This is a genomic window from Streptomyces sp. NPDC032091 (assembly GCF_055580265.1).
Map to the genome: position 1 here is coordinate 149670 of NZ_JBVILR010000012.1, position 24288 is coordinate 173957.

General features: G+C 75.0%; 23 protein-coding genes. 11 read left to right on the forward strand and 12 right to left on the reverse strand.

Annotated elements, in window-relative coordinates:
• Positions 1–27 precede the first annotated feature (27 nt).
• Positions 28–690, forward strand: a complete 663-nt coding sequence (locus tag ACZ5NJ_RS20855; protein WP_468766547.1) for a dioxygenase family protein — start codon at positions 28–30, stop codon at positions 688–690.
• Here ACZ5NJ_RS20855 and ACZ5NJ_RS20860 read toward each other — a convergent pair.
• Positions 669–2777 carry an MMPL family transporter gene (locus ACZ5NJ_RS20860; protein ID WP_468766548.1) on the reverse strand — a complete coding sequence of 703 codons (2109 nt, stop codon included), beginning with the start codon at positions 2775–2777 and terminating at the stop codon, positions 669–671. The two genes, ACZ5NJ_RS20855 and ACZ5NJ_RS20860, sit on opposite strands and share 22 nt — an antisense overlap.
• Positions 2765–4387 carry a hypothetical protein gene (locus tag ACZ5NJ_RS20865; RefSeq protein WP_468766549.1) on the reverse strand — a complete coding sequence of 541 codons (1623 nt, stop codon included), beginning with the start codon at positions 4385–4387 and terminating at the stop codon, positions 2765–2767. The genes ACZ5NJ_RS20860 and ACZ5NJ_RS20865 overlap by 13 nt, the downstream gene beginning before the upstream one ends.
• Positions 4388–4665: 278 nt before the next feature.
• Here ACZ5NJ_RS20865 and ACZ5NJ_RS20870 point away from each other — a divergent pair, with 278 nt between their 5' ends.
• Positions 4666–6066: a hypothetical protein gene (locus ACZ5NJ_RS20870; protein WP_468766550.1), complete on the forward strand. Its 1401-nt coding sequence runs from the start codon at positions 4666–4668 to the stop codon at positions 6064–6066.
• A gap of 120 nt (positions 6067–6186) precedes the next feature.
• The gene (locus ACZ5NJ_RS20875) at positions 6187–7032 is read left to right on the forward strand and encodes a dienelactone hydrolase family protein (RefSeq protein WP_468766551.1); all 846 of its coding nucleotides are present in this window, start codon (positions 6187–6189) and stop codon (positions 7030–7032) included.
• On the opposite strand, the gene ACZ5NJ_RS20880 is transcribed toward ACZ5NJ_RS20875, so the two are convergent.
• Together ACZ5NJ_RS20880 and ACZ5NJ_RS20885 are read right to left on the reverse strand one after the other, a co-directional pair.
• Positions 7026–7496 carry a hypothetical protein gene (locus ACZ5NJ_RS20880; RefSeq protein ID WP_468766552.1) on the reverse strand — a complete coding sequence of 157 codons (471 nt, stop codon included), beginning with the start codon at positions 7494–7496 and terminating at the stop codon, positions 7026–7028. The genes ACZ5NJ_RS20875 and ACZ5NJ_RS20880 overlap by 7 nt on opposite strands.
• 107 nt (positions 7497–7603) lie before the next feature.
• Positions 7604–8206, reverse strand: coding sequence for a CAP domain-containing protein (locus ACZ5NJ_RS20885; RefSeq protein WP_468766553.1), 603 nt, complete (start codon positions 8204–8206; stop codon positions 7604–7606).
• A gap of 235 nt (positions 8207–8441) precedes the next feature.
• Here ACZ5NJ_RS20885 and ACZ5NJ_RS20890 point away from each other — a divergent pair, with 235 nt between their 5' ends.
• The 4 genes from ACZ5NJ_RS20890 (at position 8442) to ACZ5NJ_RS20905 (ending at position 12585) form a co-directional block, all read left to right on the forward strand.
• A complete protein-coding gene (locus ACZ5NJ_RS20890; RefSeq protein WP_468766554.1) occupies positions 8442–8837 on the forward strand; it encodes a hypothetical protein in 396 nt (131 codons plus the stop codon).
• A gap of 118 nt (positions 8838–8955) precedes the next feature.
• Positions 8956–10317 carry an MFS transporter gene (locus tag ACZ5NJ_RS20895; RefSeq protein WP_468766555.1) on the forward strand — a complete coding sequence of 454 codons (1362 nt, stop codon included), beginning with the start codon at positions 8956–8958 and terminating at the stop codon, positions 10315–10317.
• Between the two features lie 40 nt (positions 10318–10357).
• The gene (locus tag ACZ5NJ_RS20900) at positions 10358–11071 is read left to right on the forward strand and encodes a response regulator transcription factor (RefSeq protein ID WP_468766556.1); all 714 of its coding nucleotides are present in this window, start codon (positions 10358–10360) and stop codon (positions 11069–11071) included.
• Positions 11068–12585, forward strand: a complete 1518-nt coding sequence (locus ACZ5NJ_RS20905) for a sensor histidine kinase (protein ID WP_468766557.1) — start codon at positions 11068–11070, stop codon at positions 12583–12585. Before ACZ5NJ_RS20900 ends, ACZ5NJ_RS20905 begins: the two co-directional genes overlap by 4 nt.
• On the opposite strand, the gene ACZ5NJ_RS20910 is transcribed toward ACZ5NJ_RS20905, so the two are convergent.
• The 3 genes from ACZ5NJ_RS20910 to ACZ5NJ_RS20920 form a co-directional block, all read right to left on the reverse strand.
• The gene (locus tag ACZ5NJ_RS20910; protein ID WP_468766558.1) at positions 12564–13559 is read right to left on the reverse strand and encodes a TAXI family TRAP transporter solute-binding subunit; all 996 of its coding nucleotides are present in this window, start codon (positions 13557–13559) and stop codon (positions 12564–12566) included. The genes ACZ5NJ_RS20905 and ACZ5NJ_RS20910 overlap by 22 nt on opposite strands.
• Positions 13556–14218: a cysteine hydrolase family protein gene (locus tag ACZ5NJ_RS20915; protein WP_468766559.1), complete on the reverse strand. Its 663-nt coding sequence runs from the start codon at positions 14216–14218 to the stop codon at positions 13556–13558. The genes ACZ5NJ_RS20910 and ACZ5NJ_RS20915 overlap by 4 nt, the downstream gene beginning before the upstream one ends.
• Before the next feature lie 100 nt (positions 14219–14318).
• Positions 14319–15311 carry a GlxA family transcriptional regulator gene (locus tag ACZ5NJ_RS20920; RefSeq protein WP_468766560.1) on the reverse strand — a complete coding sequence of 331 codons (993 nt, stop codon included), beginning with the start codon at positions 15309–15311 and terminating at the stop codon, positions 14319–14321.
• A gap of 208 nt (positions 15312–15519) precedes the next feature.
• On the opposite strand from ACZ5NJ_RS20920, the gene ACZ5NJ_RS20925 reads away from it, so the two are divergent.
• A complete protein-coding gene (locus tag ACZ5NJ_RS20925) occupies positions 15520–15933 on the forward strand; it encodes a rodlin (RefSeq protein ID WP_468766562.1) in 414 nt (137 codons plus the stop codon).
• A 71-nt stretch (positions 15934–16004) separates the two neighbouring features.
• Here the strand turns inward: ACZ5NJ_RS20925 and ACZ5NJ_RS20930 are convergent, their stop codons facing one another.
• A complete protein-coding gene (locus ACZ5NJ_RS20930) occupies positions 16005–17186 on the reverse strand; it encodes a cytochrome P450 (protein WP_468766563.1) in 1182 nt (393 codons plus the stop codon).
• Entirely contained in the window at positions 17183–17893 is a 711-nt protein-coding gene (locus ACZ5NJ_RS20935; protein ID WP_468766564.1) for a cyclodityrosine synthase, read from the reverse strand. The genes ACZ5NJ_RS20930 and ACZ5NJ_RS20935 overlap by 4 nt, the downstream gene beginning before the upstream one ends.
• A 501-nt stretch (positions 17894–18394) precedes the next feature.
• Between ACZ5NJ_RS20935 and ACZ5NJ_RS20940 the strand changes: the two genes are divergently transcribed.
• Positions 18395–19108 (forward strand): DUF4232 domain-containing protein, encoded by a 714-nt coding sequence (locus tag ACZ5NJ_RS20940; RefSeq protein WP_468766565.1) that lies wholly within the window; start codon positions 18395–18397, stop codon positions 19106–19108.
• A 34-nt stretch (positions 19109–19142) separates the two neighbouring features.
• Here the strand turns inward: ACZ5NJ_RS20940 and ACZ5NJ_RS20945 are convergent, their stop codons facing one another.
• The gene (locus ACZ5NJ_RS20945) at positions 19143–19850 is read right to left on the reverse strand and encodes a hypothetical protein (RefSeq protein ID WP_468766566.1); all 708 of its coding nucleotides are present in this window, start codon (positions 19848–19850) and stop codon (positions 19143–19145) included.
• Positions 19851–20057: 207 nt separating this feature from the next.
• Between ACZ5NJ_RS20945 and ACZ5NJ_RS20950 the strand changes: the two genes are divergently transcribed.
• The gene (locus tag ACZ5NJ_RS20950) at positions 20058–21023 is read left to right on the forward strand and encodes an SMP-30/gluconolactonase/LRE family protein (protein WP_468766567.1); all 966 of its coding nucleotides are present in this window, start codon (positions 20058–20060) and stop codon (positions 21021–21023) included.
• Here the strand turns inward: ACZ5NJ_RS20950 and ACZ5NJ_RS20955 are convergent.
• Positions 21020–21460, reverse strand: a complete 441-nt coding sequence (locus tag ACZ5NJ_RS20955) for a nuclear transport factor 2 family protein (protein WP_468766568.1) — start codon at positions 21458–21460, stop codon at positions 21020–21022. The two genes, ACZ5NJ_RS20950 and ACZ5NJ_RS20955, sit on opposite strands and share 4 nt — an antisense overlap.
• A 167-nt stretch (positions 21461–21627) precedes the next feature.
• Here ACZ5NJ_RS20955 and ACZ5NJ_RS20960 point away from each other — a divergent pair, with 167 nt between their 5' ends.
• On the forward strand, positions 21628–22965 hold the full coding sequence (locus ACZ5NJ_RS20960) for a cytochrome P450 (RefSeq protein ID WP_468766569.1): 1338 nt from the start codon (positions 21628–21630) through the stop codon (positions 22963–22965).
• On the opposite strand, the gene ACZ5NJ_RS20965 is transcribed toward ACZ5NJ_RS20960, so the two are convergent.
• A complete protein-coding gene (locus ACZ5NJ_RS20965; protein WP_468766570.1) occupies positions 22962–24284 on the reverse strand; it encodes a DUF1266 domain-containing protein in 1323 nt (440 codons plus the stop codon). The two genes, ACZ5NJ_RS20960 and ACZ5NJ_RS20965, sit on opposite strands and share 4 nt — an antisense overlap.
• Positions 24285–24288 lie beyond the last annotated feature (4 nt).

The following is a 24288-nucleotide window of genomic DNA, read 5'->3' on the forward strand; positions in this document are numbered from 1 at the left end:
CCCCGGGCGTACGCGTGAGAGGTTCGGATGACCGACAACGGCACCTTCCCGAGCAGTCGTCGTGCCCTTCTGCTGGCGGCCGGCTCGGCCTCGGTCGCCGCGCTGACCGCCGGCTGCGGCCGCCCGGCCGCCGCGCCGCCGGCCGGGGCCACGCCCGGGTGCGTGCTGGCGGTGCAGGCGGGTGCGGGACCGAACTACTCCGGTGCGGGCCTGACCCGTTCGGACGTCACCGACGGGCGTGAGGGGGTGCCGCTGCGGCTGGAACTGACGGTGGTGCGGGCTTCGGCCGGCTGCCGTCCGCTGGCCGGTGCCGCCGTGGACATCTGGCAGGCCGACGCCGGCGGGGTGTACTCACAGGGGCGCCAGGGCCCGCTGCGCGGGGTGCAGGTGACCGACGGCGCAGGGCGGTGCGTGTTCCGGACGATCGTCCCCGGCTGGTACGCGGGGCTGGCGCCGCACATCCACTTCAAGGTGCGGCCGGACGCCCGTTCCGAGACGACCTCGCAGTTCTTCCTCCCCGAGGACTTCCTGCGGGAGGTCTACGCCCGGGCGCCCTACACCCGCCGCAAGGCGCCGCGCAGCCCCAACGCCCACGACGACCGGTACAGGGCCGCCGCCGGGACCATGACGCTGGCGCCCGTGGCCGAGGGCGGCGGGTACCGCGCCGCCTATACCGTCGGCATCGCCTGAGCCACGGCGCGCGGCCTGCGCAGGGGTCGCGGGCCCCACCAGTTGGCCCGGCCCAGCAGGGTCATCGTGGCGGGGACCAGCAGGCAGCGGACCAGCGTGGCGTCGACCACGACGACGAGGGCGAGGGCCGTCGCGAGCTGCTTCATCACCAGGACCTCGCCCGTCGCGAAGCCGGTGAAGACGATGCACATGAGCAGGGCCGAGGAGCTGATGACCCGGGCGGAGCGCTGGAGGCCGGCCTCCACCGCGCGGTCGTTGTCCGCCCCGTCGCGGTGGAGTTCCTGGATGCGGGAGAGCAGGAAGACCTCGTAGTCCATGGACAGTCCGAAGGCCAGCGCGAACACGACCACCGGGAGCCAGTAGCCCAGGCCGCCCAGGGTGTGCACGCCGAGGGCGCGGGCGCACCAGCCGTCCTGGAAGACGAGGACGAGCGCGCCGAACGACGCCCCCAGGGACAGGGTGTTCATCACGATCGCCTTGAGCGGCAGGAGCAGCGAGCCGGTCATGAGGAACAGCAGGACGTAGCTGACGAGCGCGATGACGGCGGCGGCGCGCGGGGCGTGGTCGACGACCTCGGCCCGGAAGTCGGCGTCCAGGGCGGCCCGGCCGGTGACCAGGAGCGGGAGGCCGGCCGGGCGTTCGGCCCGGAGCGCGCCGACCAGGCGCTCGGCCGTGGCGGGGTCCCCGTCGCGTACGGGGAGCACGCGGACGGCGGCGAGGCCGGGCCCGGCGGCGGTGGCCGGGCCGACGGACTCCGCCCCGGGAAGGTGCGCGAGGCCCCGCGCCCAGGCCCCGAGCCGGGCGGGGTCGGTGCGGGCGACGACCACGACGGCGTCGGCCCGGTGCTGGGGGAACCGGCCGGCCACCAGGTCGGCGAAGTGGCGGGCCTCGCTGCCGGGCGGCAGTTGCCGTTCGCCGACCGGGCTTTCCAGGCGGACGTGGAGGAAGGGTGCGGCGGAGGCGAGCAGGAGCGCGCCGACGCCGAGGGCGACGGCCGGGGCCCGCCGCCGGGTCCAGCGGGCCAGGGCGGCGAAGGCGCCCTCGTCGGCGTCGCGGCAGCCGCGGGCCCCGATCCGCCGTCCGCAGGCCGCCAGCAGGGCCGGGGTGAGGGTGACGGCGGCGGCGAGGGAGAGCAGGACGGTGCCGGCCGCGGCCAGGCCCACGGAGGCGTAGAAGTCGCTCGGGAAGGCGGCGAGCCCGGTGAGGGCGGCGGCGATCACCAGAGCGGCGAACAGGACGGAGCGGCCCGCGCTGCCCATGGTGCGTACGACGGCCTCCGCGAGGTCGTGTCCGGCGGCGCGTTCCTCCCGCAGCCGGCCGACGATCAGCAGGGAGTAGTCCACGGCCAGTCCGAGGCCCACCATCGCGGTGGTGGACAGGACCGGGGAGGTCAGGTCGTACCAGCGGGAGAGCAGCAGGAGCCACGGCATCCCGGTGGCGACGGTCGCGATCGCGGCGGCCAGCGGCACGGCGGCCGCCACGAAGCCGCCGAAGAGGAGGCAGACCACGAGCAGGGTCACCGGCAGGGTGACCAGTTCGGCCCGTCTGGTGTCGGCCAGGGTCCGGGCGGCCACGTCGGCCCGGGCCCGGTCGCTGCCGCCGAGGGTCACGGTGACGCCGGGCAGGGCCCGGCGGACCGCGCGCAGCCGGGTTTCGACGGCGCGTTCGCAGCGGCGGCGGGCCGGGTCGGGGAGGGTGCGGTCGAGCCGTACGGAGAGCAGGACGGCCCGGCCGTCGGCGGCGACGGCCGGGCCGGTGAGGGGGGCGACGTCGTGGACGCCGGGGAGCGCGGCCAGGTCGTGGCGTGCGGCCGTCAGCGCACGGCGCAGGGCCGGGTCGGCGGCGGGTGCGCCGGCGACCACCGCGTCGATCTGGGTCCCGTGGGGCTTGGCCGCGTCCAGCAGCCGGTTGGCCCGTACCGATTCGTGGGCGGCGACGCTCCAGGGCCGCCGGTCGAGCCGGTGGACCACCGGGCCGGCGGCGGCCAGTCCGGAGCCGAGGAGCAGCGCCCAGACGGTCAGGACGAGCACGTGCCGGCGTACGCAGACCAGGGCGAGCCGGGCCGGGATCCGGCTCAGTCCGCGCATCGGGGGGCTCCTGTGAGGCGGGCGCGGTAGGAGGAGCCGAGGGTGGCCTCACCGGGTCCGCGCACGGTCAGGCGGGCGAATCCGCGGTCGTCGGGGGACGGTTCGAGGCATCCGGTGTCCGTCGTGAGCCAGGGCGAGTCGACGACGCGGACGGTCACCGTGCCGGGCCGGGGCAGGCGCAGCCGGATCCGGGCGGCGTCCGCGCGGACCACGGTGGCGGGCGGGTCGGCCAGGGGTACGGCGTCCCGGACGCGGTAGACCCGCCAGTTCCGGTCCCGCCACACCGGTTCGAGGTAGTCGGGGCCACTGGTGACCAGGGCGTACTCCTGCCGCGCGGCGGCGTCCGGCGGGCCGGCGGGCACGGCGACCAGGCCCACGGCCCAGTGGTCGAGCCAGGCGCGGTAGGCGCGGGGGCCGAATCCCTCGTAGAACAGGCGGCCGCGCTCCACGTCCGCCTGCCGGTTCCAGCCCCGGGCCAGGGGGACGTCCGGGCCGAGGGCGACCGCCTCGCGGTGGCTGCGGGACATGACGGCCTCCACGCGGGTCCGGCCGGCGCCGAACCGGACGAGGGCCGCGCGGACCCCGTCCGTGTCGGCGGCCCAGGGCGGGATCCGTGCGGTGTCCCGGAGGTGGGCGGTGGTGTTCCCGCCCAGCCAGAGCAGGCAGAGGGCGAGTGCGGTCAGGGCCCGTGTCCGGCGCCGCCGGGCGGTCGTGGCCGAGGCGGCGGCCAGGAGCAGCGGGGGTGCGGCGAGGCCGGCCAGCCGCTCGACGTTCGTGCCCATCGGTGAGGGGACGGCGTGGGCGAGGACAACGGCGGCGGCGTAGACCGCGGCCGTCCGCCTGACCCACGGCCAGGAGCGGGGGGCCGCCGCCAGGACGGCGAGGGCCGCCAGCAGCGGGGGCCAGATCCGCAGGAGGGGCATGGGCTGCTCGCCGTGGAAGGGGAACAGCCAGGCCGTCAGGGCGAGTACGGCGGCGGGCGGGGCGAGGAGTGCGGCGGTGGCGGCGTCGGGGCGGCGGGGGAACGGGGCCCGGGCCGCCGCGATCACAGTGAGCAGGAGTCCGGCGACCGGGCTCGCCGTCGTCGCCAGGGCCGCGCAGGACGCGGCGGCGGCGAGGCGGCCCGGGCGGGCGGGCCCGTCGGCCGGGACGGCGAGCAGCGCCGCGAGGGCCAGGGCGGCGCCGAGGACGAAGGTGGTCCGGCCGGAGGCGGCCTGGCACCAGACGCAGAGGGCGGCCGCCAGCGCCGCCGGGGCGGGGGCGCGGACGCCGTGGGCGGTGCCGCGCACGCACAGCAGTCCCGCCAGCCAGGTGGCGGCCAGGCCGCCCGCCACGGTGACGGGCACCACCCCGAACGCCGCCATGGCGTACGGGGAGAGGAGGCTGTAGGAGGCCGGGTGCAGTCCGCCGTACCAGCCGAGCTGGTAGGCGGAGCCGGGGTGGCGGGCGGCGAAGCCGGCCCAGGCCGTCTGGGCGGCGAGGTCCCCGCCGCCGGTCGCGAGGACCGTCGCCCACACCCCGTAGAGCGGCAGCGCGCACCCCGTCGCCGTCAGGGGCACCTTGACGGCGACGGGGAGGGCCGCCCGGAAGGGGAGGGCGACTGCGGTCACGGTGGCTCCGGTCGGGGTGGGCCGGCGGTCGGCTGGCGGCGGGATGGCGGAGGGCTGTCCCTTCAACGAGGGGCGGCGGCGGGTGTGGCGGTCCGGCCGGCGCTGTCAGCCACCCGGCCCTGCGGATATCGCTTTTGAATGTTCAACCTTCAGTGGCCGCAAGCGAGTTGGCCGGATCCCGAGATGACCGGACCAGTCTGCTCATGTCATGATCAACCCTCACGTTACTTCTCGGTAACGCATTCAATTCCCCCCATTTACCGAATGGTTCTTCCTACGTGCGCACGTTCGCCCGACGCCTCCTGCTTCCCGGCCTGACCACGTTGGCGCTCGCCACCGCCGGCTGCTCCTCTCCGGCGCACACCGCCTCCACCGGGCCGGGCACCTCCCCCGGCGCCCCCGCTGCGGGCGGCTCCCAGCACCTCGAAGTGGCCGCGGCGCCGCAGGGCGCGGCCGACCCGACGCCGCTGGCCCGCACGGCCACCGGCGAGGGCCGCCCGGAGACCTCCTCGCTGCGGGTCGCCTCCTACGACCAGAACAGCCGGCGGGCCGTCATAGCCGCGGCCCCCAAGCCTCCCAAGGGCGGCCAGAACTCCCCCTCCGACCACTCCCCCGCCCCGGCCAAGCCGGTCGCGGTGGGCGACGTCATCGCCAGCGCCCCGGCGCCCGGCGCCCCCGACGGCCTCCTCGCGAAGGTCACCGAGGTCGTCGGGAAGACAGACCGCGGCACCGAGGTGAAGACCGCCCCCACGACCCTGTCCGCCGCCCTCGGCGAGGCCAAGGCCGACGGCAAGGTCAAGGTCGACCCCTCCGCCATGGTCGTCGAACCCCTGATGAAGGGCGTCACCTTCTCCTGGGCCAAGGGCGAGGGCGCCCGCTTCGGCCCCGAGGGCGCCAAGCTGCCGCTGGGCAACCTGCGGCTCGACGTGAACGCGGCCATCGACACCGCCAAGGACGCCCCCGCCTCGGCCGGTGCCTCGGTGTCCGGCTTCGTCCAGCTCGCCCCCCAGGTCGAGTTCTCGTACACGGGCACGAAGATCGGCTCCGCTCCCAGCGCGGCCTTCCTCGGCATGAGCGGCGACTGGTCCTCGCAGTGGGCCCTCAAGGGACGCGCGGCGGCGAGCACCGGAGCGCCCAAGCGGATCCCGTTCGCCAAGCTCCACAGCGCCCCCGTCATCCAGGTCGGCCCGGTCCCGGTCGTGGTCAACCTCGACCTGACCACCTACATCCAGGTGGAGGCCGACGGCCAGGTCACCCTCGACGTCCAGCAGGACGTCCAGGGCGACTTCCGCGTCGGCGGCAGCTATGCAACGGGCAAGGGCTGGCAGCCGGTCAGCACCTCGGCCGTGCACAGCACCCCGGTGAAGGCCACCGTGACCGCCGCCGGACGGGTCAAGGGCGCTCTGGGCGCCGAGGCCTCCGTCGGCCTGTACGGGGCCGTCGGGGTCGGCGCCGACTTCGCCCCCTACGTGCGCGGCGAGGCCGACGCGAAGGCCTCCGCGTCCAGCGACGGCAAGACCTCCGTCAGCGGCGCCTGGGCCCTGTACGGCGGCTTCGACCTGAACGGCCAACTGCACCTCCAGCTCTCCCTGTTCGGCACCCCCGTCCTGGAACGCCGCATCCCGCTGGGCTCCCTGCACCGCGAGTGGCCCCTCGCCGGCGGCGCCGCGGGCCGCTAGGGCGACGGACGGCCCGTCGGTCGCGGACAAACCGCGGCCGGCGGGCCGTCCGCTTGGCCAGTCGCTCGTACGTACCGGTAACTTGAGCGCCGTCCAGGAGGTTCGACGGAAGGGGAGACCGTGGCGGACCACGATCTGACCGGGTTCACCAGGAGCACGTTCACCCACGACGGCACCACCCGCCGGGTGCTGCGCCGGGGCACGGGCCCTGCGGTGGTCGTCATGGCCGAGGTTCCCGGGATCACCCCCGCGGTCCTGCGGTTCGCGGAGCGCGTGGCGGACGCCGGCTGCACGGCCGTGCTCCCGGTGCTGTTCGGTACGCCCGGGCGGGACGCGAACCCCTCGACCGCGGGATGGGCCGGCGCCGCCCGCACCATGGCCTCGACCATGGGGCAGGTGTGCGTGAGCCGGGAGTTCACGCTCCTGGCGACGGGGCGCAGCTCACGCGTGGTGGGCTGGCTGCGCGCGCTCGCCGCCGCCGAGCACGAGCGCTGCGGCGGTCCCGGCGTGGGGGCGGTCGGTATGTGCCTGACCGGCGGTTTCGCGCTCGCCATGGCCACGGACGAGCGGATGCTCGCCCCTGTGCTGTCCCAGCCGTCGCTCCCCCTGCCGTGCACCCCGGGCCGGGCGGGTTCGATCGACATCAGCCCCCGTGAGCTGGCGGTGGTGCGCGGACGCTGTGAGCGCGAGGGGCTGCAGGTGCTGGGGCTGCGGTTCAAGGGGGACCGTCTGGTGCCCGGGGAGCGGTTCGCGTTCCTGCGCCGCGAGCTCGGCGACGCCTTCGTCGCCGTCGAGCTGGAGGACGACACGGCCAACCCGGAGAGCCCGCTCCCCCCGCACTCGGTCCTGACGGAGCACCTCGTCGACGAGCCGGGCCAGCCCACGCGGCAGGCGCTGGAGCGGGTCCTCGACCTGTTCCGGGAGAAGCTGCTCGGGGCGATCCCTGCCGGCCGGCCGGCTCAGTAGAGGAGCTTGTAGGTGACGTCCTTCCGCACGGGCTCCGGGGCCCGGTCCGGGTAGAGCAGCCGGATCACGGTGAAGCGCTGGACCCCGGGATGGGTGGGCCAGGGGCGCGGGGCGCTCAGGGTGACCTTCACGGGGTAGGGCCGGAAACGGCCCCCCGCGCAGGACGGGGTGCAGTCGTTCACCATGTCGGTTCCGGTGGCGGTCGCCGTGCTCGCGCCCCAGGACCGCCAGTGCAGCCCGACGAGGCGGTTGTTGCCGTCTCCGCAGGCCAGGATGTACTCCTCGGGCTGGACCTGGGCCGTGGAGAAGCAGTCGACGACCACGACCGGATAGGGGTCGGCGGGGGCCTGCGCCGCCGCCGGCGCGGCCACCGCCGCGAGGACGGCCGCCGCGCAGAGCAGGCCCGCCTTGCGCCCGCGCCGCCGGGCCGGGCGGGCGCGCCGCACGTCTCCTGAAGCGTCCACGAGCCCCTCCTCGCCAGTCGGCTCCGCTGTCGGCGCTGCCGCACCCTGTCCAGCTTTGCCCATCCGGGCGGTCCGCGCACCCGCTGGGCGCGGACCCGGCGGGGCCGTCACTGCTGGCAGCGCCCGAACGTCACCACGTACGTACCGGCTCCGGCGGCCCCGGCTCCGGCCCGGTCGGCCGCGCCGGCCTGGGCCCAGCTGCCGTACTCGCGCAGCGAGCCGTCCAGGATGATGTTGCGGTGGGTGGGGCTGTTCATCCACCAGGTGACGGCGGCCTTCGGGGTGCCGGCCGTGCCCCAGCCGGTGTAGGCGATCTCGGCGACGGCCCACGAGCGGGGGTTCGGGCAGTAGCCGGCGGCCTTGATGCGGCTCTGCGGGGTGGAGCCGGTCTGCGGGTTGGTGTGCGCGTCCTTGCCGGGGCCCCACCATTTCAACTGCACGGCGGCGGCGGTGTGTTGCTGGGCCGCCGCCGTGAGGGACGGGTTGCCGGTAAGGGGCGGCAGTCCGCGCTGGGTGCGCTCGGCGTTGATGAGGCAGGCGACGGCGAGCCGCGCCGCGTCGGCGCCGCCGGCCGGCGAACTGCCGGACGCGGCGGGGTCGCAGTACGCGGCCGACGCGGGCGCGGCCGCGACCGGTACGAGGGCGACGGCGAGGCATCCGGCCGTCGCCAGGCTCACTGCGAAACGGGTCTGGGGAGCAAGTCTTCCCACGGATCCCACCTCCTGCGGAGACGGTGTGGAGGCGCTCGGCGCCGTGACTTCGCGTCCCAGCCTGCCACCGGGTCCCGCTGATCGCCACGCGGCTCCCTCCGCGCGGTCGCGGGCCTGCCGGGGCGCAGGGGTGAAGACGTATCCATCATGACAGGTCAGAGGGGGTTTTCGTAGGACCGAAAGCACAGCGGATTGCCCTTGTTCGGGGGGCTGTGCGGCTTTCAGAATCTCCCTCATGAATCCCACCCCGCACATCCATCACGACGCCGTCCTGCGCGCCCGCGTTGCCCTCCTCGCCTCGGGGACCCTGCCGGCCCGGCAGGAGGTCGCCGCCCGCCGCGTACTGGCGCAGGTCAGCCCACTGGCCCATCTGCCGCGCCTGGCCGAGGCGTTGTACGAGTACAGCCGCCAGGACTTCGCCCACGAACCCGGCACGGCGCTGGCCCTGCGGGCCGAGGCCGTCGCCGCCGCGCGCCGGATGTGCGACCTGGAGCACGGGCGGACCCCGCTGCTGCTCACCGCGCTGGGGCGCTACCGCGAGCAGCTGGACCTGATGGCCCGGACGGAGGAACGCGCGGCGGTGGACGAGGAGATGGCCCTCCTCGGCGGGGGGCGTGCGCGGCTTTCTTAGCGGAACGTTAGATCTGGGCGGCGGACCTTGTCCGGGTGCGGCGGCGGCTCCACTCTGGGCACTCCCCCGCAACCGGGGCACCACTCCCTCCCCTCGGGGACTTCCCTCCGGAGCCGCCATGTCCTCGTCCGCCGTCACGCCCGGTCCGCCGCCCGGGGACGAACGCCGCAGGCGCCGTCTGGCGCTCGTCGGCGGCTCGCTCGGGAACCTGGTGGAGTGGTACGACTGGTTCGTCTACGCCAGCTTCGCCCTCTACTTCGCGGATTCCTTCTTCCCCGGCGACAACCCGACCACCCAGCTGATGAACACGGCGGGGATCTTCGCGGTCGGGTTCCTGATGCGTCCCGTCGGCGGGTGGATCCTGGGGCGGGCCGCCGACCGGCACGGGCGCAAGAGCGCGCTCACGCTCACCGTCAGCATGATGTCGGTGGCCGCCCTGATGATCGCCGTCGCCCCGACCTACGGACAGGCCGGCTACTTCGGCGCCGTCGTGCTGCTGCTGGCCCGGCTGCTCCAGGGGATGAGCATCGGCGGGGAGTACGCGGCCAGCGCCACCTATCTCACCGAGGCCTCGGCCCGCGGCCGGCGCGGGCTGGGGTCCTCGTTCCAGTACGTCTCGATGACGTGCGGTCAGCTCCTCGGCCTGGGGATCCTGATCACGATGCAGCACACGCTGACCAAGGAGCAACTGGGCAGCTGGGGCTGGCGGATCCCGTTCGTGATCGGCGCCGTGTTCGCGGTCGTGGTGTTCTGGATCCGGCGCCGGCTCCAGGAGACCGACGCGTTCAAGGAGGGCGGCGCCCACGACGACAGCGCGCGCGGCTCGCTCAGGGCGCTGTGGGAGCACCGCCGGCAGGCGGGGCTGGTCATGGCGCTCACCCTCGGCGGCACCGTCGCCTACTACACGTACACCACCTACCTCACCAAGTACCTGGTCGGCAGCGCGGGCATGGCCAAGAACACGGCCACGCTGGTGAGTTTCACCGCCCTGTCCCTCTTCGCCGTCCTCCAGCCCTTCGCGGGGATGCTGTCCGACCGGATCGGCCGCCGCCCCCTGCTGATCACCTTCGCGGTGGGCTGCACCGTCGGCACGTACCCGATCATGACGGCGCTCGGTTCGGCGTCCTCGTACTGGTCCGCGCTCGGCCTGTCCCTGCTGGCCCTGGTGATCGTCACCGGCTACACCTCCATCAACGCGGCGGTGAAGGCCGAGCTGTTCCCCACCCGGGTCCGGGCGCTGGGCGTGGCCCTGCCGTACGCCGTCGCCAACGCGCTGTTCGGCGGGACGGCGGAGTACGTGGCGCTGTGGTTCAAGAACGGCGGGCACGAGAAGGCGTTCTTCTGGTACGTGTCCGGGTGCGCCCTCGTCTCGCTGGTGACGTACGTGCTGATGCCCGACACCCGCCACGCGGCGCTCAGCCGCGCCGAGGAGGAGGCGCGGGAGGAGCCGGCGCCGGCCGGGGCGGAGGCGGCGCGATAGGCTGCCGGCCGGTTGCGGGGTCGGGTGCGGGGAGGGTGCGGTGCACGCGCTGCTGGTCGAGGACGACGACCGCATGGCCCGGGCCCTGGGCACCGCCCTGGCCCGACGGGGGCACACGGTGCGCCGGGTCAGCCGGGCGCTGGACGCCCTGCGGTACGTCCACGAGGCAGGGTTCGTCCTGCTCGACCTCGGCCTGCCCGACCTCGACGGGCTGGAGCTGCTGCGGCGGCTGCGCACCGTCTGTGACGCGCCGCTGATCGTGGTGACCGCCCGCTGCGAGGAGCGGGACGTCGTGCAGGGGCTGCGGGCGGGGGCCGACGACTACGTGGTCAAGCCGTTCCGGATGGCGGAGCTGATCGCCCGGATCGACACCGTACGCCGCCGGACGCGGGCCGCCGGGGGGCCGCCCGGCGGGGACCCGGCCGACGGCCGGACCGTACGGGCCGGGGACGTGGAGGTCGACCCGGCCGGGCGGACCGTCACCGTGGCCGCGTGCGAAGTCCGCCTGACACGGCGGGAGTTCGACGTACTCGCGCTGCTGGCGGCCCGCCCGGACGAGGTGCACTCCCGCGAGGAGATCCTGGACCGGATCTGGGGCGACGCCTTCCTCGCCGCCTCCCGCTCCCTGGACGTGCACGTGGCGGGCATCCGCGCCAAGACGGGCCGTCCGGGCCTGGTGCGCACGGTGCGCGGGTTCGGCTACCAGCTCGGCGCGGACCCGGCCGTACGCGGGGAGCGGGACACGGACCGGTGAGGCGCAGGCTGCTCGTGGTGCTGATGGTGCTCATGGGGGTGGCCGCGCTGCTGCTCTGCGTGCCCTTGGCCGACGCCTACGCGCGGGGGCGCACCGAACACCTGCTGCTCCAGCGGCGGTCGGAGGCCGTCCGGTTCGCCGACCTCGCCGACCGGACGGAGAGCGACGCGGACCGGGCGGAGCTGTCCGCCGAGATCGGCCGGTACGCACAGCTGTACGGGACCTCGGTGATCGTGGTCGACGCGGCGGGGGCGACCGTGGCCCGGGCGGAAGGGGGCGGCCCCGCCGGGGCCGCCCAGCCGTCCGGTGCCGCCGACGCCCTCCGCAGGGCCCTCACCGGGCGTTCCACCGACCGGCTGCCCCCGATCCGCCCCTGGGGCCCGGACGGCGTGGCGCTCGCCGAGCCGGTGGGGCGGGACGAGCGGGTCAGCGGGGCGGTACTGCTGGCCGTGCCCACGGACGCCGCCCGCCGGGACGTGACGGTCCGCTGGTCGCTGATCGGCGCCGGTGCGGTCGCCGCCTTCGCCGCGGCGGCCCTGGTCGCCGCGGGGATCACGCGCTGGCTGATGCGGCCGGTCCTCGACCTGGACCGGGCGGTGGAGCGGCTGGCCGCCGGCAGTCTGCGGGCCCGGGCCGCCTCCGACACCGGGCCGCCGGAACTGCGGCGGCTGCGGCAGCACTTCAACGGGATGGCGGAGGCCGTCGCCGACTCCCTGGGCCGCCAGCGGGACTTCGTCGCCGACGCCTCCCACCAGCTGCGCAACCCCCTGGCCACGCTGGTGCTCCAGTTGGAGAACGTCGAACCGCACATCGCCCCGGGCCCGGGGCTGGCCGAGCACGCCCGGGCCCTGGACGAGGCGGAGCGGCTGGAGGAGCTGCTGGACGGGCTGCTGGCGCTGGCGCGGGTGGAATCCGGGGCGGCGGAGCTCGCGGACCAGGACCTGGTGGGTGCGGTATGGGGACGGGTCGAGGCCTGGGCCCCGGTGTTCCGGGCCGCCGGGCTGGAGCTGGCGGCCGACGGCCTGCCGCGGGAGCTGCCGGTCCGCGCCCTGCCCGACGCCGCGGGGCGGATCCTGGACGCGCTGCTCGACAACGCGGTGAAGTTCGTGCCGTCCGGCGGCCGGGTGGAGGTACGCGTCACGGCCCCGGCCGACGGCGGGGCCCTGGTCCGGGTCGCCGACGACGGGCCCGGGGTTCCGGCCGACCAACTGGGCCTGCTCCTGCGGCGTTTCGCCCGCGCGCCCGAGCACCAGAACGTGCGCGGCAGCGGGCTGGGGCTGGCCATCGCCGAGGAGATCGCCCGGATCAGCGGGGGCCGGCTCGACGTCGCCGCGAACGCCCCGCGGGGCCTGGCCTTCACATTCCGGCTGCCGCCCCCCGCGAGCGGCGCGCCGCGCTCCGGGGAGAGCCGGCCCCGCGCGGGGGACGGTCCGCCCCGCGCGGGGGACGGCGGGCCCCACGCGGGGGACGGTGGGCCCCGCACCGGGGACGGTCAGCCGTACACCGAGCGGTAGTAGGAGACCGCGCCCGGGTGGAGCGGCACCCCGCCGGTGGAGATCGCGAAGCGGGGTTCGAGCCGGACGCCCGCCGTCACCTCGCGCAGCAGGTCGCTCCGGCGGTCGAACAGCACCCGCAGCAGCGCGCCCGCGGCGGACGCGCCCACGTCCTCGCGGGCCAGGAGGTGGTTGGCGACGCCGATGGTGCCCACCGGCCCGGGCAGTCCGTAGGCTCCGGCGGGCAGGGTGACGGCCGTGTAGACGGGGCCGTGGATCCGGCGCAGGGCGTCCGCGTAGCCGTCCAGCGGCAGGAACCGCAAGGGGAGTTCGCGGGCCAGGTCGGTCAGGGCGGGGGTGGGTACGCCGCCGGACCAGAACACGGCGTCGACCTCGCCCGAGCGCAGCGCGGCCGTCGACTCGGCCAGGCCCAGCTGCCGTTCGCCGGCCGGCGCCGGGCCCTGCGTCAGCCCGGCGGCGCGCAGCACGCGGCCCGCCAGCACCTGGACCCCCGACCCGGCGGCGCCGGCCGCGAGCGGGCGCCCGCCGAGGTCGGTCAGCGAGCGGACCGGTCCGGCGGCCCGGACCAGGAGGTGGGTGTAGTTGACGTAGACGCGGGCCAGTGCTGTCACCGGGGCCGGCCGGGCGAACGGTTCGCGCCCCAGGGCGGCGTCCTCGGCCACGTCGGCCATGGAGAGCGCGAGGTCGGCGGAGCCCTCGTCCAGCCGGCGCAGGTTGTCCACGCTCGCGGCGGTGGCGAGCGGGACGATCTCCAGCCGGCTTCCGCTGTCGGCGACGGCGCGGGCGAGCGCCCGCCCGAAGGCGTTGTACGGGCCTCCCCGCGGCCCGGTCGCCAGCCGGAGCCGGGGTACGGGCGCGGCGCGGCCGGAGCAGCCGGGGAGGGCCGCCGCGACCGCGAAGCCGAGTCCGGCGGCCATCAGGGGCCGTCGTCCGGTCGCCGCGCGGGTCACGGCGGCGGCCTGTCCCGCACTCACGCGCGAAGGTCCTCCGCGGTGGGGACGACGAGGCCGAACAGGTCGGTGATCGTGGTCAGGGCGGCGGCCTGGAGGGCGGACGCGGGCAGGACCGTGCCGTCCGGGGTGGTCAGGGCGCGGGTGGCGGTGGCCTCGGCGACGACGGTGGGCCGGTAGCCGAGGTTGAAGGCCTGCTGGGCGGTGAAGGTGACGCACATGTGGGTCATGAACCCGGCCAGCACCAGGTCCTTGCCGCTGCCGGCCGCGAAGCCCAGGCCGGTGAGGGTCTTCTCCAGGTCGGTGGCGTGGAAGGCGTTGGGGAAGTTCTTCACGACGACGGGTTCGCCGTCGGCCGGGGCGACCTCGTCGCCGAGGGCGCCGATGTGCTCCCGGACGTCGTACGGGCTGCCCTCGCCGCCGTCGTGGACGACGTGGACGACGGGGGCGCCGGCGGCGCGGGCCCGCTCCAGCAGCCGGGCGCCGGCCGCGACGGCCTCCTCGGCGCCCTCCAGCGCCATCACGCCGGAGCGGTAGGTGTTCTGGAAGTCGATCATGATCAGGACCGAGTCGCCCAGCCGGGGCGGCTGCTGGTCCAGTCCGCTCAGCTCGCGCAGGGTCGCGGACGCGGCGGTGGTCGTGGTGGTGCCGTCGGTGGTCGTGGTGGTGGTCTTGGTGGTCACGGGATGCCTCTCATCGGGATGCGGTCCGGCGGGAGCGGGCAGGGCGGAGCGTCCGCCCGGCCGGCCGCCGGGGAAAAGGGGTGGTCGGGGCCGTCGGCCGTCAGGCCGTCCGGGTGCGGAAGCGGCGCCGGTAGGCCGCGGGGGTGGTGGCGAGCTGCCGCCGGAAGGCCCGGTGCAGGGTCTCCGCCGAGCCGAGTCCGGAGCCGGCCGCCACCTGGTCGAGCGGGCAGTCGGTGCTCTCCAGCAGCCGCCGGGCCACTTCGACGCGGACCGCCTCGACGTAGGCGGCGGGGCTGGTGCCCGTCTCCTGTTTGAAGACGCGGGCGAAGTGCCGTTCGCTCAGGCACATGCGGGCGGCCAGGGCCGGCGCGGACAGGTCGGCGTCGGGGTGGTCGGCGATCCACAGGCGCAGGTCGTCGATCTCCCTCCGGCCGGCGGCCGGGCGGCTGAGCGGGACCGAGAACTGGCTCTGCCCGCCCTGCCGCTTGAGGTACATGACCAGCTGCCGGGCCACGGCCAGCGCGGTCTGCTCGCCGAGGTCCTCCGCGACCAGGGCCAGCGAGAGGTCCAGGCAGGCGCTGATCCCGGCCCCCGTCCACAGCCGGCCCCGGTCCGTCCGTACGAAGATCGGATCGGGGTCGACGGTGACGTCCGGGTGGTCGGCGGCGAGCTGGGCGGCGGTCGACCAGTGGGTGGTGGCCGTCCTCCCGGCGAGCAGTCCGGCGGCGGCCAGCAGGTGGGCGCCCACGCACACCGACGCGACGCGCCGGGCGTGCGGGGCGGTCTCCCGCACCCACGCCACGACCTCCTCGTCGATCCGGGCTACGGGACCGTCCTCGGCCATGTCGACCGCGCCCGGCACGAGGAGGGTGTCCACCTCCGCGCCGACGTCGCCGAACGCCACGTCGGTCAGCAGCCGTACGCCCGCCGACGTGCGCACCGCGCCGGCCGCCGCGCCGGCGAGGCGGACCTCGTACCCGGCCCGGCCCGCGGTCTCGCGGTTGGCCAGCGCGAAGACCTCTGCGGGGCCGGTGACGTCGAGGAGGTCGACATCGGGGAAGACCGCGATGACGACACGGTGTGCGGTGGGCATGCCCCCATCCTCCCCGCGGCCGGCGCGGGGCCGCAATGACGCTTCCCCGTCACATTCGGACACGAGTCCGAAGGGGGGGTCCGGGCACCGGCGGGCGCACCGCCCGGCGATCGGGTGACGTTGCGCCACCTCCCGCCCGGTCCCCCGTTACCAGGAAGACCTCTCCCGTCCGGGGCCGGTCCTCCGCCAGACAAGGAACCTTTCGAGCATGCTGAAGAAGATGATGGTCACCGCCGCAGCCACCGCCGCCGCGCTCGGCGCGGGCGCTGCCGCTGCCGCCCCGGCCATGGCCATCGGCAACGACAACGGGATCAACACCGTCAACGGCAACGGTGCCCAGCAGATCTACGGCAACCAGAAGACCGCGGGCGACCTGAGCCCCCAGCTCGGCCTGGTCCAGGGCACGCTGAACAAGCCCTGCGTCGGCCTGCCCGTCAAGGTGAACGCCCAGTCGCTGGTGGCCCTCATCGCCAACGTCGGTGTCCAGGACATCAATGTCCTGTCCAACCCGCAGAACCAGCAGTGCACCGAGAACTCCACCCAGGCCAAGGGCGACGAGCCGCTCTCGCACATCCTGGACAACATCCCGGTCCTCTCCGGGAACCTCTCCGCCGGCAGCTGAACGGCCGAGGCCCCCCACCCCGCGTCCGGGGTGGGGGGCCTCGTCGTGCCGTCAGCGGGACCGGTGGAGGGTCACCACATCACCGGCAGGCGCTCCGGCAGGCGCTTCATGAAGCCGGTGCGCCACACGAGCTGTTCGACGGGGACCGCCAGCCGCAGCCGGGGCATCGCCGCGAGGACGGCGCGCAGGCCGATCTCGGCGTGCTTCTTGCCGAGGGCCGTGGCCGGGCAGTAGTGCGAGCCGCCGCCGAAGGAGAAGTGGGCGGAGGAGTTGGCCCGGGTGAAGTCGAGGCGGTGCGGGTCCGGGAACACCGAGGGGTCGAAGTTGGCGCCCTCGGGCAGGACGAGCACCAGCTCGCCCTTCTTCACCTCGACGTCGCCGAGGGTCATGTCCTCCATGGCCAGACGGGGCAGCCCGTCACCGATGGACAGGTTGATCCGCAGGAGCTCGTCCACGGCCTGGGGCATCAGCTCCGGGTGGTCGGCCAGGTGGTCGGCCTCCTCCGGGTGGGTGAGCAGGGTGACCAGCGCCATCGCGAGGAAGCCGGCGGTGGAGATGACGCCCGCGCCGAACAGGGTGACGCCGACGGTCGCGAACATCTCGTCGCTGACGTGCTCGTAGCCCTCGGTGCCGCGCAGCTTCGCGAGATCGCCGACCAGGCCCTGCTCGGTGTCGTCGAGACGGGCCGTCATGTAGGCGATGTCGCGGTCCCAGTTCAGCCGGGCCGCGGGGATCTCCCGGGGGCTGTTCATGAACGCGATCGGCAGGGACTCCGACAGCAGCGGGGCCGCCTCCTGCGGTATGCCGAGGATCCGGCAGTGCATCGCCTCCGAGAAGGGGTCGGTGAACATGGACCGGATGTCGACGGGGGCGCCGTGCCGGAGCATCCGCTCGACCAGCTCGGCGGCGTGCTGCTCCATCCACTCCTGGAGGCCCGGGGCCTTGGGGTTGATCGCCTTCATGACGGCCTTGCGCAGGCCGGCTCCGGTGATGTTGCCCATGTTGTTGACGACCTCGGGCGGGATCGTCAGCGCGTACTGGCGGGGCACTCCCGGGTCGGAGGTGTTCTTGAGGCTGAACCGGTCGTCCTCCAGGACCTGCTTGACGAGCTCGTACGAGGAGACCAGCCAGGCCTCGGCTCCGGCGATGGTGCGTACCTTCACCACCGGGGCGAGCTCGTCGATCTGGGCGGGCAGGTGGGTGCCGTCCCACGTGAAGGGGAAGTCGAGGATCGGGTCCGCGTGGGTGGTCACAGCTGGTCTCCTTCGGTGGCGGGGGTGACGACGGCGTGGCCCTGGTTGCGGGAGGCCCGCAGTCCGGCGCCGCGCGAGTAGAGCAGGTCCGCCATGGGCAGCGCCTGGTGGTAGCAGTTCAGCGACGAGGGGACGCCGAGGATCGCGGGCGTGTCGAGGAACAGGGGCGCCTCGGCGCACACGTAGTCGAGGCAGACCTTCCGCTGCTGCGCGGTGGGCTGCCGGCCTCCGAGCACCTTCGAGGACAGGAAGATGTCCACGAGTTCGTTCGCGGTCTCGGCGAACGCCGGATCGGTGCCGAGCCGTTCCAGCAGGTCCGCGTGCATAAGGTCGTAGGCGGGGATGCCCTGGAGGGAGGACATGGGCCTCCCGCGCAGACGGGTCCCCGATGGGTCGGTATCGGCCACCGCGTTGGTCACCTTGGCGCGTACGCCGCGGAGGTTCTTGACTGTTTTTCGGCGGGCCTCGTCTTCCGGATAGCCCATGGCCACATACATTTCGGCCACGTGCAGGTCGGTGTAGATCAGATCCGCCTGACGGAAGTTGTCGAGGGCCCATTCGGCGAGCGCGTGCACGCGCTGGGCGGAGAAGTAGGAGTTGCCGGGGGAGATGCCGATGACGGCATGGTCCCCTTCGCCAGCGATGACCTGGCAGTGCGGGGTGTAGGGGTCAACGCGGAAGGCGCTGGTCCGGATTGCTGTGGTCATGGGAGTGGTCACGTCCCTGTCGCCGCGATTCCCCGCTCGGACCCCGTGTCCCGGGTGCGGCGGCGACGTTCAGAACCTATCCGCAAAGCACGGCTCCGGTTGGATTACCGCACAGTTCGTCTCGGGTTCTGGACTCAGATGTTGCCCCAGTCAACAGGGGTGACCTGTGGGGTTGTTGTTCTGCCCTGCAAGGTGGCGATCAGGCGGTTCCCTGGCTCATTGCCGCCTTTCCACTACAAGATCGCCGGATGGGCCACATGTACCGAGTGGCCGGAACGGGAGGCCGAAAACATCGTGCGGGCCTTCCGCCCGTTCCGGGACGTGATCACACATAGTGGGTCATGTGCACTCCGAGGAGACCCAGGTGCGGGTGGTGATCCGTCCAGGTCATGTCACGGAACCGCCACAGCGCCGCGCCCGCGCAACCGGGCGGGAGCGCGGCGCGTGACCGTGGACGCGAGTGCCGGCGCGGAACCGGTCGTGAACCAACGGGAGCACCCCATGCAGTACACCAACAGCCTCCGGCGCACCGCCGCCGCACTCGCGGCGGCCGCAGCGGCCACCGCCCTGATGACGGGCTGCGGCCCGACGGGGGACACGGGCGCCGCCGCCACGCCCTCCTCCCCGCCGGCGGCTTCGGGACCCGCGCAGACCACCCCCGCCGGGGGCGGCACGGGCGGGAACGGGGGCACGGGCGGCTCCTCCGCCACCGGGGGCACGGCGGGCGGCACCGGCGCCAAGCCGACGCCCTCCGCACCGGGCGGCGGCGGCAAGACGAAGGCCTGCACGATCGACGACATCGAGGTCTCCCCGGCCCACCAGGCCGACGTCCGCCCGCCCGGGACGGGCACCGGCGCGGCGCTCGTCTCGGTCACCAGCCATGCGCACTGCACCCTGCAGGGCTTCCCCCAGGTCGCCGGCGCGGGCAACGGCTCGCCCGACAAGAACCTCCCGCTGGCCACCACCAACAGCGGTACGGCCGCCCCGGTGTCCCTGACCCCCGGGGCCCGCGCCTGGACGAAGCTGACCTTCGTCAACGTCCAGGGCGAGGCGGACGGCTACTGCGTGTCCGGCTCCACGCCGGTCGTCTTCCCCAGCCTGGTCATCCGCGTGCCGGGCGCGGGCGCCCACCAGATCGGCCTGGACGACGGGCAGATCGCCGAGTGCGACAACAAGGTGACCGTCACCCCCTTCTCCCTGACCAAGCCGTCCTGACCCGGACGGGCCGGACGGGCGGCCGGAGGGGGCGTCAGGAGACGCCGTACCACTGGCTGCCCCAGCCGGTGTTGATCGTGCCGGTGGACTGCTCCGCCAGGTTGAGGGCGGGCGGCAGCGAGGTCTGGCCGGTCAGGACCGTGCTGTAGCGCAGGGCCGGGGGCGCGAGGCCCGCGTTCACCGAGATGCCGGCGCCCGTCGCCTTCAGGGTGAGGGCGTTGGTGGCCCAGGTGCCGTTCAGCAGGAGGGCGATGAAGTAGGTGCCGGGGCCGGCGGTGAAGGGCTTCGTGAGGGGCAGCGGTTTGGCCACCGCGTCGGTCATCAGCTGGGGCGAGACGTCGGCGGTGGACGCGACCAGCTTGCCGGTGGCGTCGTACACGCCGAGGTAGCAGTTGGAGAGCTGGGCGCCCGCGTCGACGCCGGCCAGGCCCAGCCAGATGTTGGACCAGGTGATCTGCTCGCGCAGGCCGATCCGCACCAGGGTGATCCGTCCGCCGACGCCGGCGGCCGACTGGGCGGTGACGTGCCCGGCGTCGTTGGGGTCGCCGGTCCAGGCCAGCAGGTTCTGGTCCTGCGGGCGGGGGCCCTCGTAGCCCGCGCCGCCGCCCTGTACGGGCGCCGGCGCGGCCGCCGGGGTGCTCGCGGCCGGGCGAGGGCCGCCGTCGGACGAGGTGCACCCCGAGAGGGCGAGCAGCGCTGCGAGGGTGGCGGCGAGGCCGGCGGTGGTCGTACGGGTGCGCATGGTCCCCCCATGTGGTGCGGATGTGCCGGGAGTCATCGTCACATGCGTCCCTGTGGCCACGGCAAGCGCCCGATTCGTCCGCCTCCACGGGAGCGGTTCCGGCCTGTCGGCGCGCGGAGTTGGCCCGGGAACCGGTCGCGGCGGCGGGCGGGGCGTGCCGATACTGCACGGGTGGGGCAGGGACGGGCCGGGAGGGGCGGGGAACCGATGGGATCGAGCGGGCTGTGGGGCGGCGGCGCGCGCAAGCGCGGGCGCGGGGTCGCGGCGTTGGCGGTGCTGGGGGTGCTGGGAGCCGGGGTCCTCGTCCCCGCGGCGCCGGCCGGGGCGGCGGCGCGGTGCGGGTCCGCCGGAGCGGGCGGGGCGGTGCAGGTGGGGTACGTCCCGGACTGGGTCGAGTCGATCGCGGTGGACCGGCGGGGCCGGATGTTCGCCACCGCGTACTTCAGCGGCCGGGTCTACCGGATCGACGCCCCGGGGGCGGCTCCCGTCGCGCTCACCGGGAACATCGGCGCCGACGGCGGGATCGTGGTCCGCGAGGACGGCCGGCTGCTCGTCGGTACGGGCAACGACCTCGCGCACTCGCTGACCGGGGACCTGCTGCCGGTCTCGAAGCTGCTGGAGGTGGACCCGGACACCGGGGCCGTCTCCGTGTACGCCTCGGGGCTCGGCGGGATCGACGGGGTCGCGCTCGCTCCCGACGGGACCGTGTACACGACGACCCTGGGCGGTTCCGGCATCGGGCGCGTCACCCCGGACGGCCGGGTGGATCCCGCGTGGGCACGGGTCGCGCAGCCCAACGGGATCGCCGTGTCCCCGGACGGGTCCGAGGTGTACGTCGTCCAGACCACCCTCGCGCCCGGGGTGTACCGGATCCCGGTCGGGGACCCGGGGCATCCGCGCCGGTGGGTCTCGGTCGGGGCCTCCGACGCCGCGGCGCTGCCGGACGGGCTCACCCTCGACGGCCGGGGCCGCCCGCTGATCGCCACGCACGCGGCGGGCCAGGTGTGGCGGGTCGAGGACGGGGCGCTGTGCGCCGTGGCCTCGGGGCCGGAACTGCGCCTGTCGACGCAGTTGGTGTACGGGCGGGGCACGCAGGGGTTCTCGGCCGGGCGGCTGTACCGGGCGGGGGTCGACGGCCGGATCATCGAGGTGCCGGACGGGGCCGGGGTCTAGGTGCCGTCGTGCGGGGGCTGGAGGTCGTCCCAGGCCATCGAGCTCATCCGCCAGCCCTCCGGGGTGCGGACGAACTGGGTGGTCTTGCGGCCCTCGGCCTCGAACCACTCGCCCTCCAGGCGGCCCGACTTGCGGTACGTGCTGAAGCGGTGGGCGATCGACCCGAAGATCTCGGTGCGTTCGCTCACCTCCCACTCCGAGAACTCCGTCAGCGTGCCGTCGGTGAGGATCCGGCGGCGGGGTTCGACGAAGGCGTCGAGGTCGTACACGACGGGGTGGCCGCCGACGTTCTTGATGATCATCCCTTGGGGGATGAACACCTTCCGCACGGCGTCGAGGTCCGGGGCCGCACCGGTGTTGGCGAACGCGCCGAGGAAGGCGCGCATCAGCTCGTCGAGCTCGGTCTTCACGTCGGATGTGTCGGATGCGTCGGACACGTCGGGCCCCTCCCACGGGTCGTACACCGGTGTACGACCCGATCGTAGGCGTCCGGGCTCCGCTCCAGAAGATCCGTACGGCCGGTACCGCGGCATCGGTCCGCGTACAGTCCGTGCTGTCCCGCACCTCTCGACGGCCGGGCCGACGGCCGGACAGGAGCAGTCCCGTGGCCACAGACGCCGCCCCCGAGCAGCTTCCCCCGCAGCCGACCGGACCGGGCGGCCGGGCCGTGCCCGTGCCCGAACTGGAGCCCGCGGCCGTGGAGTCCTGGCGGGCCGACGGGGGCCGGCTGGTCGAGCTGCTGGCGCGGGCGCGCGAGCGGCTCGGGGGTGTCGCCGCCGTCCGGCTGGGGCCCCGGCCCACCGTCCTGGTCACCGCGCCGGAGGCCGTGCGGCACGTCCTCGCCCGGCACCCGGACCGGTACGTCAAACGCTCCCACCGGGCCCGCCTGCTGATCGGCGACGGGGTGCTCGCCGCCACCGGCGGGGACTGGAAGCGGCAGCGGCGGCTGCTCCAGTCGCAGTTCACCGGGACGGGGATGCGCCGCTACGAGCGGCGGATCGCCGCCGCGGCCCGGGCCGCGGCGGAGCGGTGGGCGGGGTACGCGCGCACCGGGCAGGCCTTCGACGTCGGGGAGGAGATGCGGCACTTCGCCCTCGACACCATCTGGCGCTCCCTCACCGGACACCCCCTGGACCCGGTCACCGCCCGCGAACTGGCCTCCGTGGCGGCGGTGGTGGCGGCGCTGCCCAGCCTGCCGGCCGATGCGGTGGAGGCCCGGGGCACGGTGGCCCGGGACCTCGCGCGGATCGACGCGGTGGCCCGGGAGGCCGTCGCCGCCGCCCGCCGCGGGCAGGCCGGGCCCGACGGGCCCGGCCTGCTCCAGGTGCTGGTCGACGCCGCGCGGGAGCACCCCGAGTACACCGACCGGCTGGTGCGCGACGAGCTGGTGACCCTGCTGGTGGCCGGGCACGAGACGACCGCCACCACCCTGACCTGGCTGTACCTGCTGCTCGACCGGCATCCGCGGGCCCGCGAGGAGGCGCTCGCCGCCGGCGCCGCGGGTTCGCCGCAGCGCCGGGAGGCGGTCCAGGCGCTGGTCGGCGAGACCCTGCGGCTGTACCCGTCGGCGTGGATCCTGCCCCGGTACACCGCGGAGGCCGACACCGTGGCCGGGTACGCGGTGGAGGCGGACAGCGACGTGCTGGTCTGCCCGTACCTGACGCACCGCGACCCGGTCCTGTGGCCGGACCCCGAGCGGTTCGACCCGCGCCGGTTCACGGCCGGGGGCGGCCGCCCCGCCGCGACGGGCGCCTATCTGCCCTTCGGGATGGGCCCCCGGGCCTGCCTGGGCACGCAGTTCGCACTGCGGGAGTCGACGGTGCTGCTGGAACACCTGCTGCCGCTGTACGTACCGGCCTTCTCCTCCGTCCCGGACGGGGCCGCGTACGGTCTCACGGTCCGCCCCGACGGGCCGACTCCGGCGACGCTGGCGCCGCTCTAGACCCAGGGCAGGGTGCGCCAGGGGCTGGTGGGGTCGGTGGTGAGGAGGCGGTGGACGGCGAGGACCGACTCGTACCACTCGCCGAACTCCTCGTCGTCGAAGTGGAGGCAGCGGCCGAGGACGTAGCCGGCGGAGAAGTCCTCCCAGGAGCGGTAGTTGTCGTGGACGAGGCGTCCGGCGCGGACCACCGCCGCCTCGGCCTCCGCCGGGGTGCACAGGCGGGCCCCGAGGCCCCAGCGGGCCATGCCGGAGGCCCGGCCGTAGTCCCAGGCCTCGACGCTGCGGACGTATCCGCCGTCGGGCAGCAGGCCGTCGGCGCGGAAGCGGGCCTCGTAGCGGGTGATCCGGCCGATCAGCCGCTGCACCCCGGCCACCTGGCCCTCCAGCTCGGCCGGGGACACGGGGCTGCCCTCGGTGACGCCGTCGGGGGTCAGCCGGGGCTGCGCCGCCGCCTCGGCGCGCCGGCGCAGCACGTTCACCGCGGCCTGGCGCCAGTGGTCGGCCTCGACGGGGCCGGCGAAGTCCAGGGCCATGCCGCCGCGCAGCCGCAGGACGAACTCCCAGACCCCGCTGACCATGTCGGCGGCGAGCAGTCGCTCCAGGCTGCTCTGCCACTGCTCGCGGGTGGTGACTCCCCACCACCGCTCCAGCGACCGCTTCTCGGCGGCGTAGCCGCCGCCGTGGTAGGCCATGGCGTTCCAGAACCGGCCGTTGGCCACGGCGATGTGCGCGCCGGCCGCCAGCCCGAAGGCGACGCGGCCCGTGAGAGGACCGCCCTGCTCCAGGGTGCGGACGGTGTCCGCGACCGGACCCTGGTCCTCGACGGCGTGGTGGTGGCGCCGCCACAGCGCCCGGCCCTCGGGCCCGGCGGGCAGCACTCCCTCGCAGGGGCTGCCGGGGTTGACGACGAGGTACGGCGGGTCCTGCGTGGTCCACACCCCGGCGAACCAGTCCAGGTCGTAGGCGTTGTAGACGGGGTCGGGCAGCGGCTGCGGCAGCATGCCGGCCGTGTAGACGGCCAGGCACATCGTCTGCGTCCGCGGGTTCCAGTACGGGTGGAAGAGGCTCTTTCCGGGGTTGGCGTCGACGTACGCCCGCGACTGCATCATGTACAGGTCCGCGCGGGCGAGGAGGTCGTAGTAGGCGGGCCAGTCGCCGCGCTCCTTCGCCTCGTACAGTCCGCGCTCGACCGCGCTCGGCGCCTGCCAGCCCGGCGGACCGAACTGCCCCGGCGGCCCGAACCGCCCTGCCGGACCGAACTGCCCCGTCGGGCCCTGCGCCGGCAGGGCACCTCCCTCGTGACTCGCTGTCAACCCCATGGCA

What these genes read in the sequence shown, in the direction of transcription:
- ACZ5NJ_RS20855 (WP_468766547.1), top strand. Translation starts at nt 28, where the DNA reads ATGACCGACAACGGCACCTTCCCGAGCAGTCGTCGTGCCCTTCTGCTG.
- ACZ5NJ_RS20860 (WP_468766548.1), bottom strand. Translation starts at nt 2,777, where the DNA reads ATGCGCGGACTGAGCCGGATCCCGGCCCGGCTCGCCCTGGTCTGCGTA.
- ACZ5NJ_RS20890 (WP_468766554.1), top strand. Translation starts at nt 8,442, where the DNA reads ATGAATCCCACCCCGCACATCCATCACGACGCCGTCCTGCGCGCCCGC.
- ACZ5NJ_RS20895 (WP_468766555.1), top strand. Translation starts at nt 8,956, where the DNA reads ATGTCCTCGTCCGCCGTCACGCCCGGTCCGCCGCCCGGGGACGAACGC.
- ACZ5NJ_RS20920 (WP_468766560.1), bottom strand. Translation starts at nt 15,311, where the DNA reads ATGCCCACCGCACACCGTGTCGTCATCGCGGTCTTCCCCGATGTCGAC.
- ACZ5NJ_RS20925 (WP_468766562.1), top strand. Translation starts at nt 15,520, where the DNA reads ATGCTGAAGAAGATGATGGTCACCGCCGCAGCCACCGCCGCCGCGCTC.
- ACZ5NJ_RS20935 (WP_468766564.1), bottom strand. Translation starts at nt 17,893, where the DNA reads ATGACCACAGCAATCCGGACCAGCGCCTTCCGCGTTGACCCCTACACC.
- ACZ5NJ_RS20940 (WP_468766565.1), top strand. Translation starts at nt 18,395, where the DNA reads ATGCAGTACACCAACAGCCTCCGGCGCACCGCCGCCGCACTCGCGGCG.
- ACZ5NJ_RS20945 (WP_468766566.1), bottom strand. Translation starts at nt 19,850, where the DNA reads ATGCGCACCCGTACGACCACCGCCGGCCTCGCCGCCACCCTCGCAGCG.
- ACZ5NJ_RS20950 (WP_468766567.1), top strand. Translation starts at nt 20,058, where the DNA reads ATGGGATCGAGCGGGCTGTGGGGCGGCGGCGCGCGCAAGCGCGGGCGC.
- ACZ5NJ_RS20965 (WP_468766570.1), bottom strand. Translation starts at nt 24,284, where the DNA reads ATGGGGTTGACAGCGAGTCACGAGGGAGGTGCCCTGCCGGCGCAGGGC.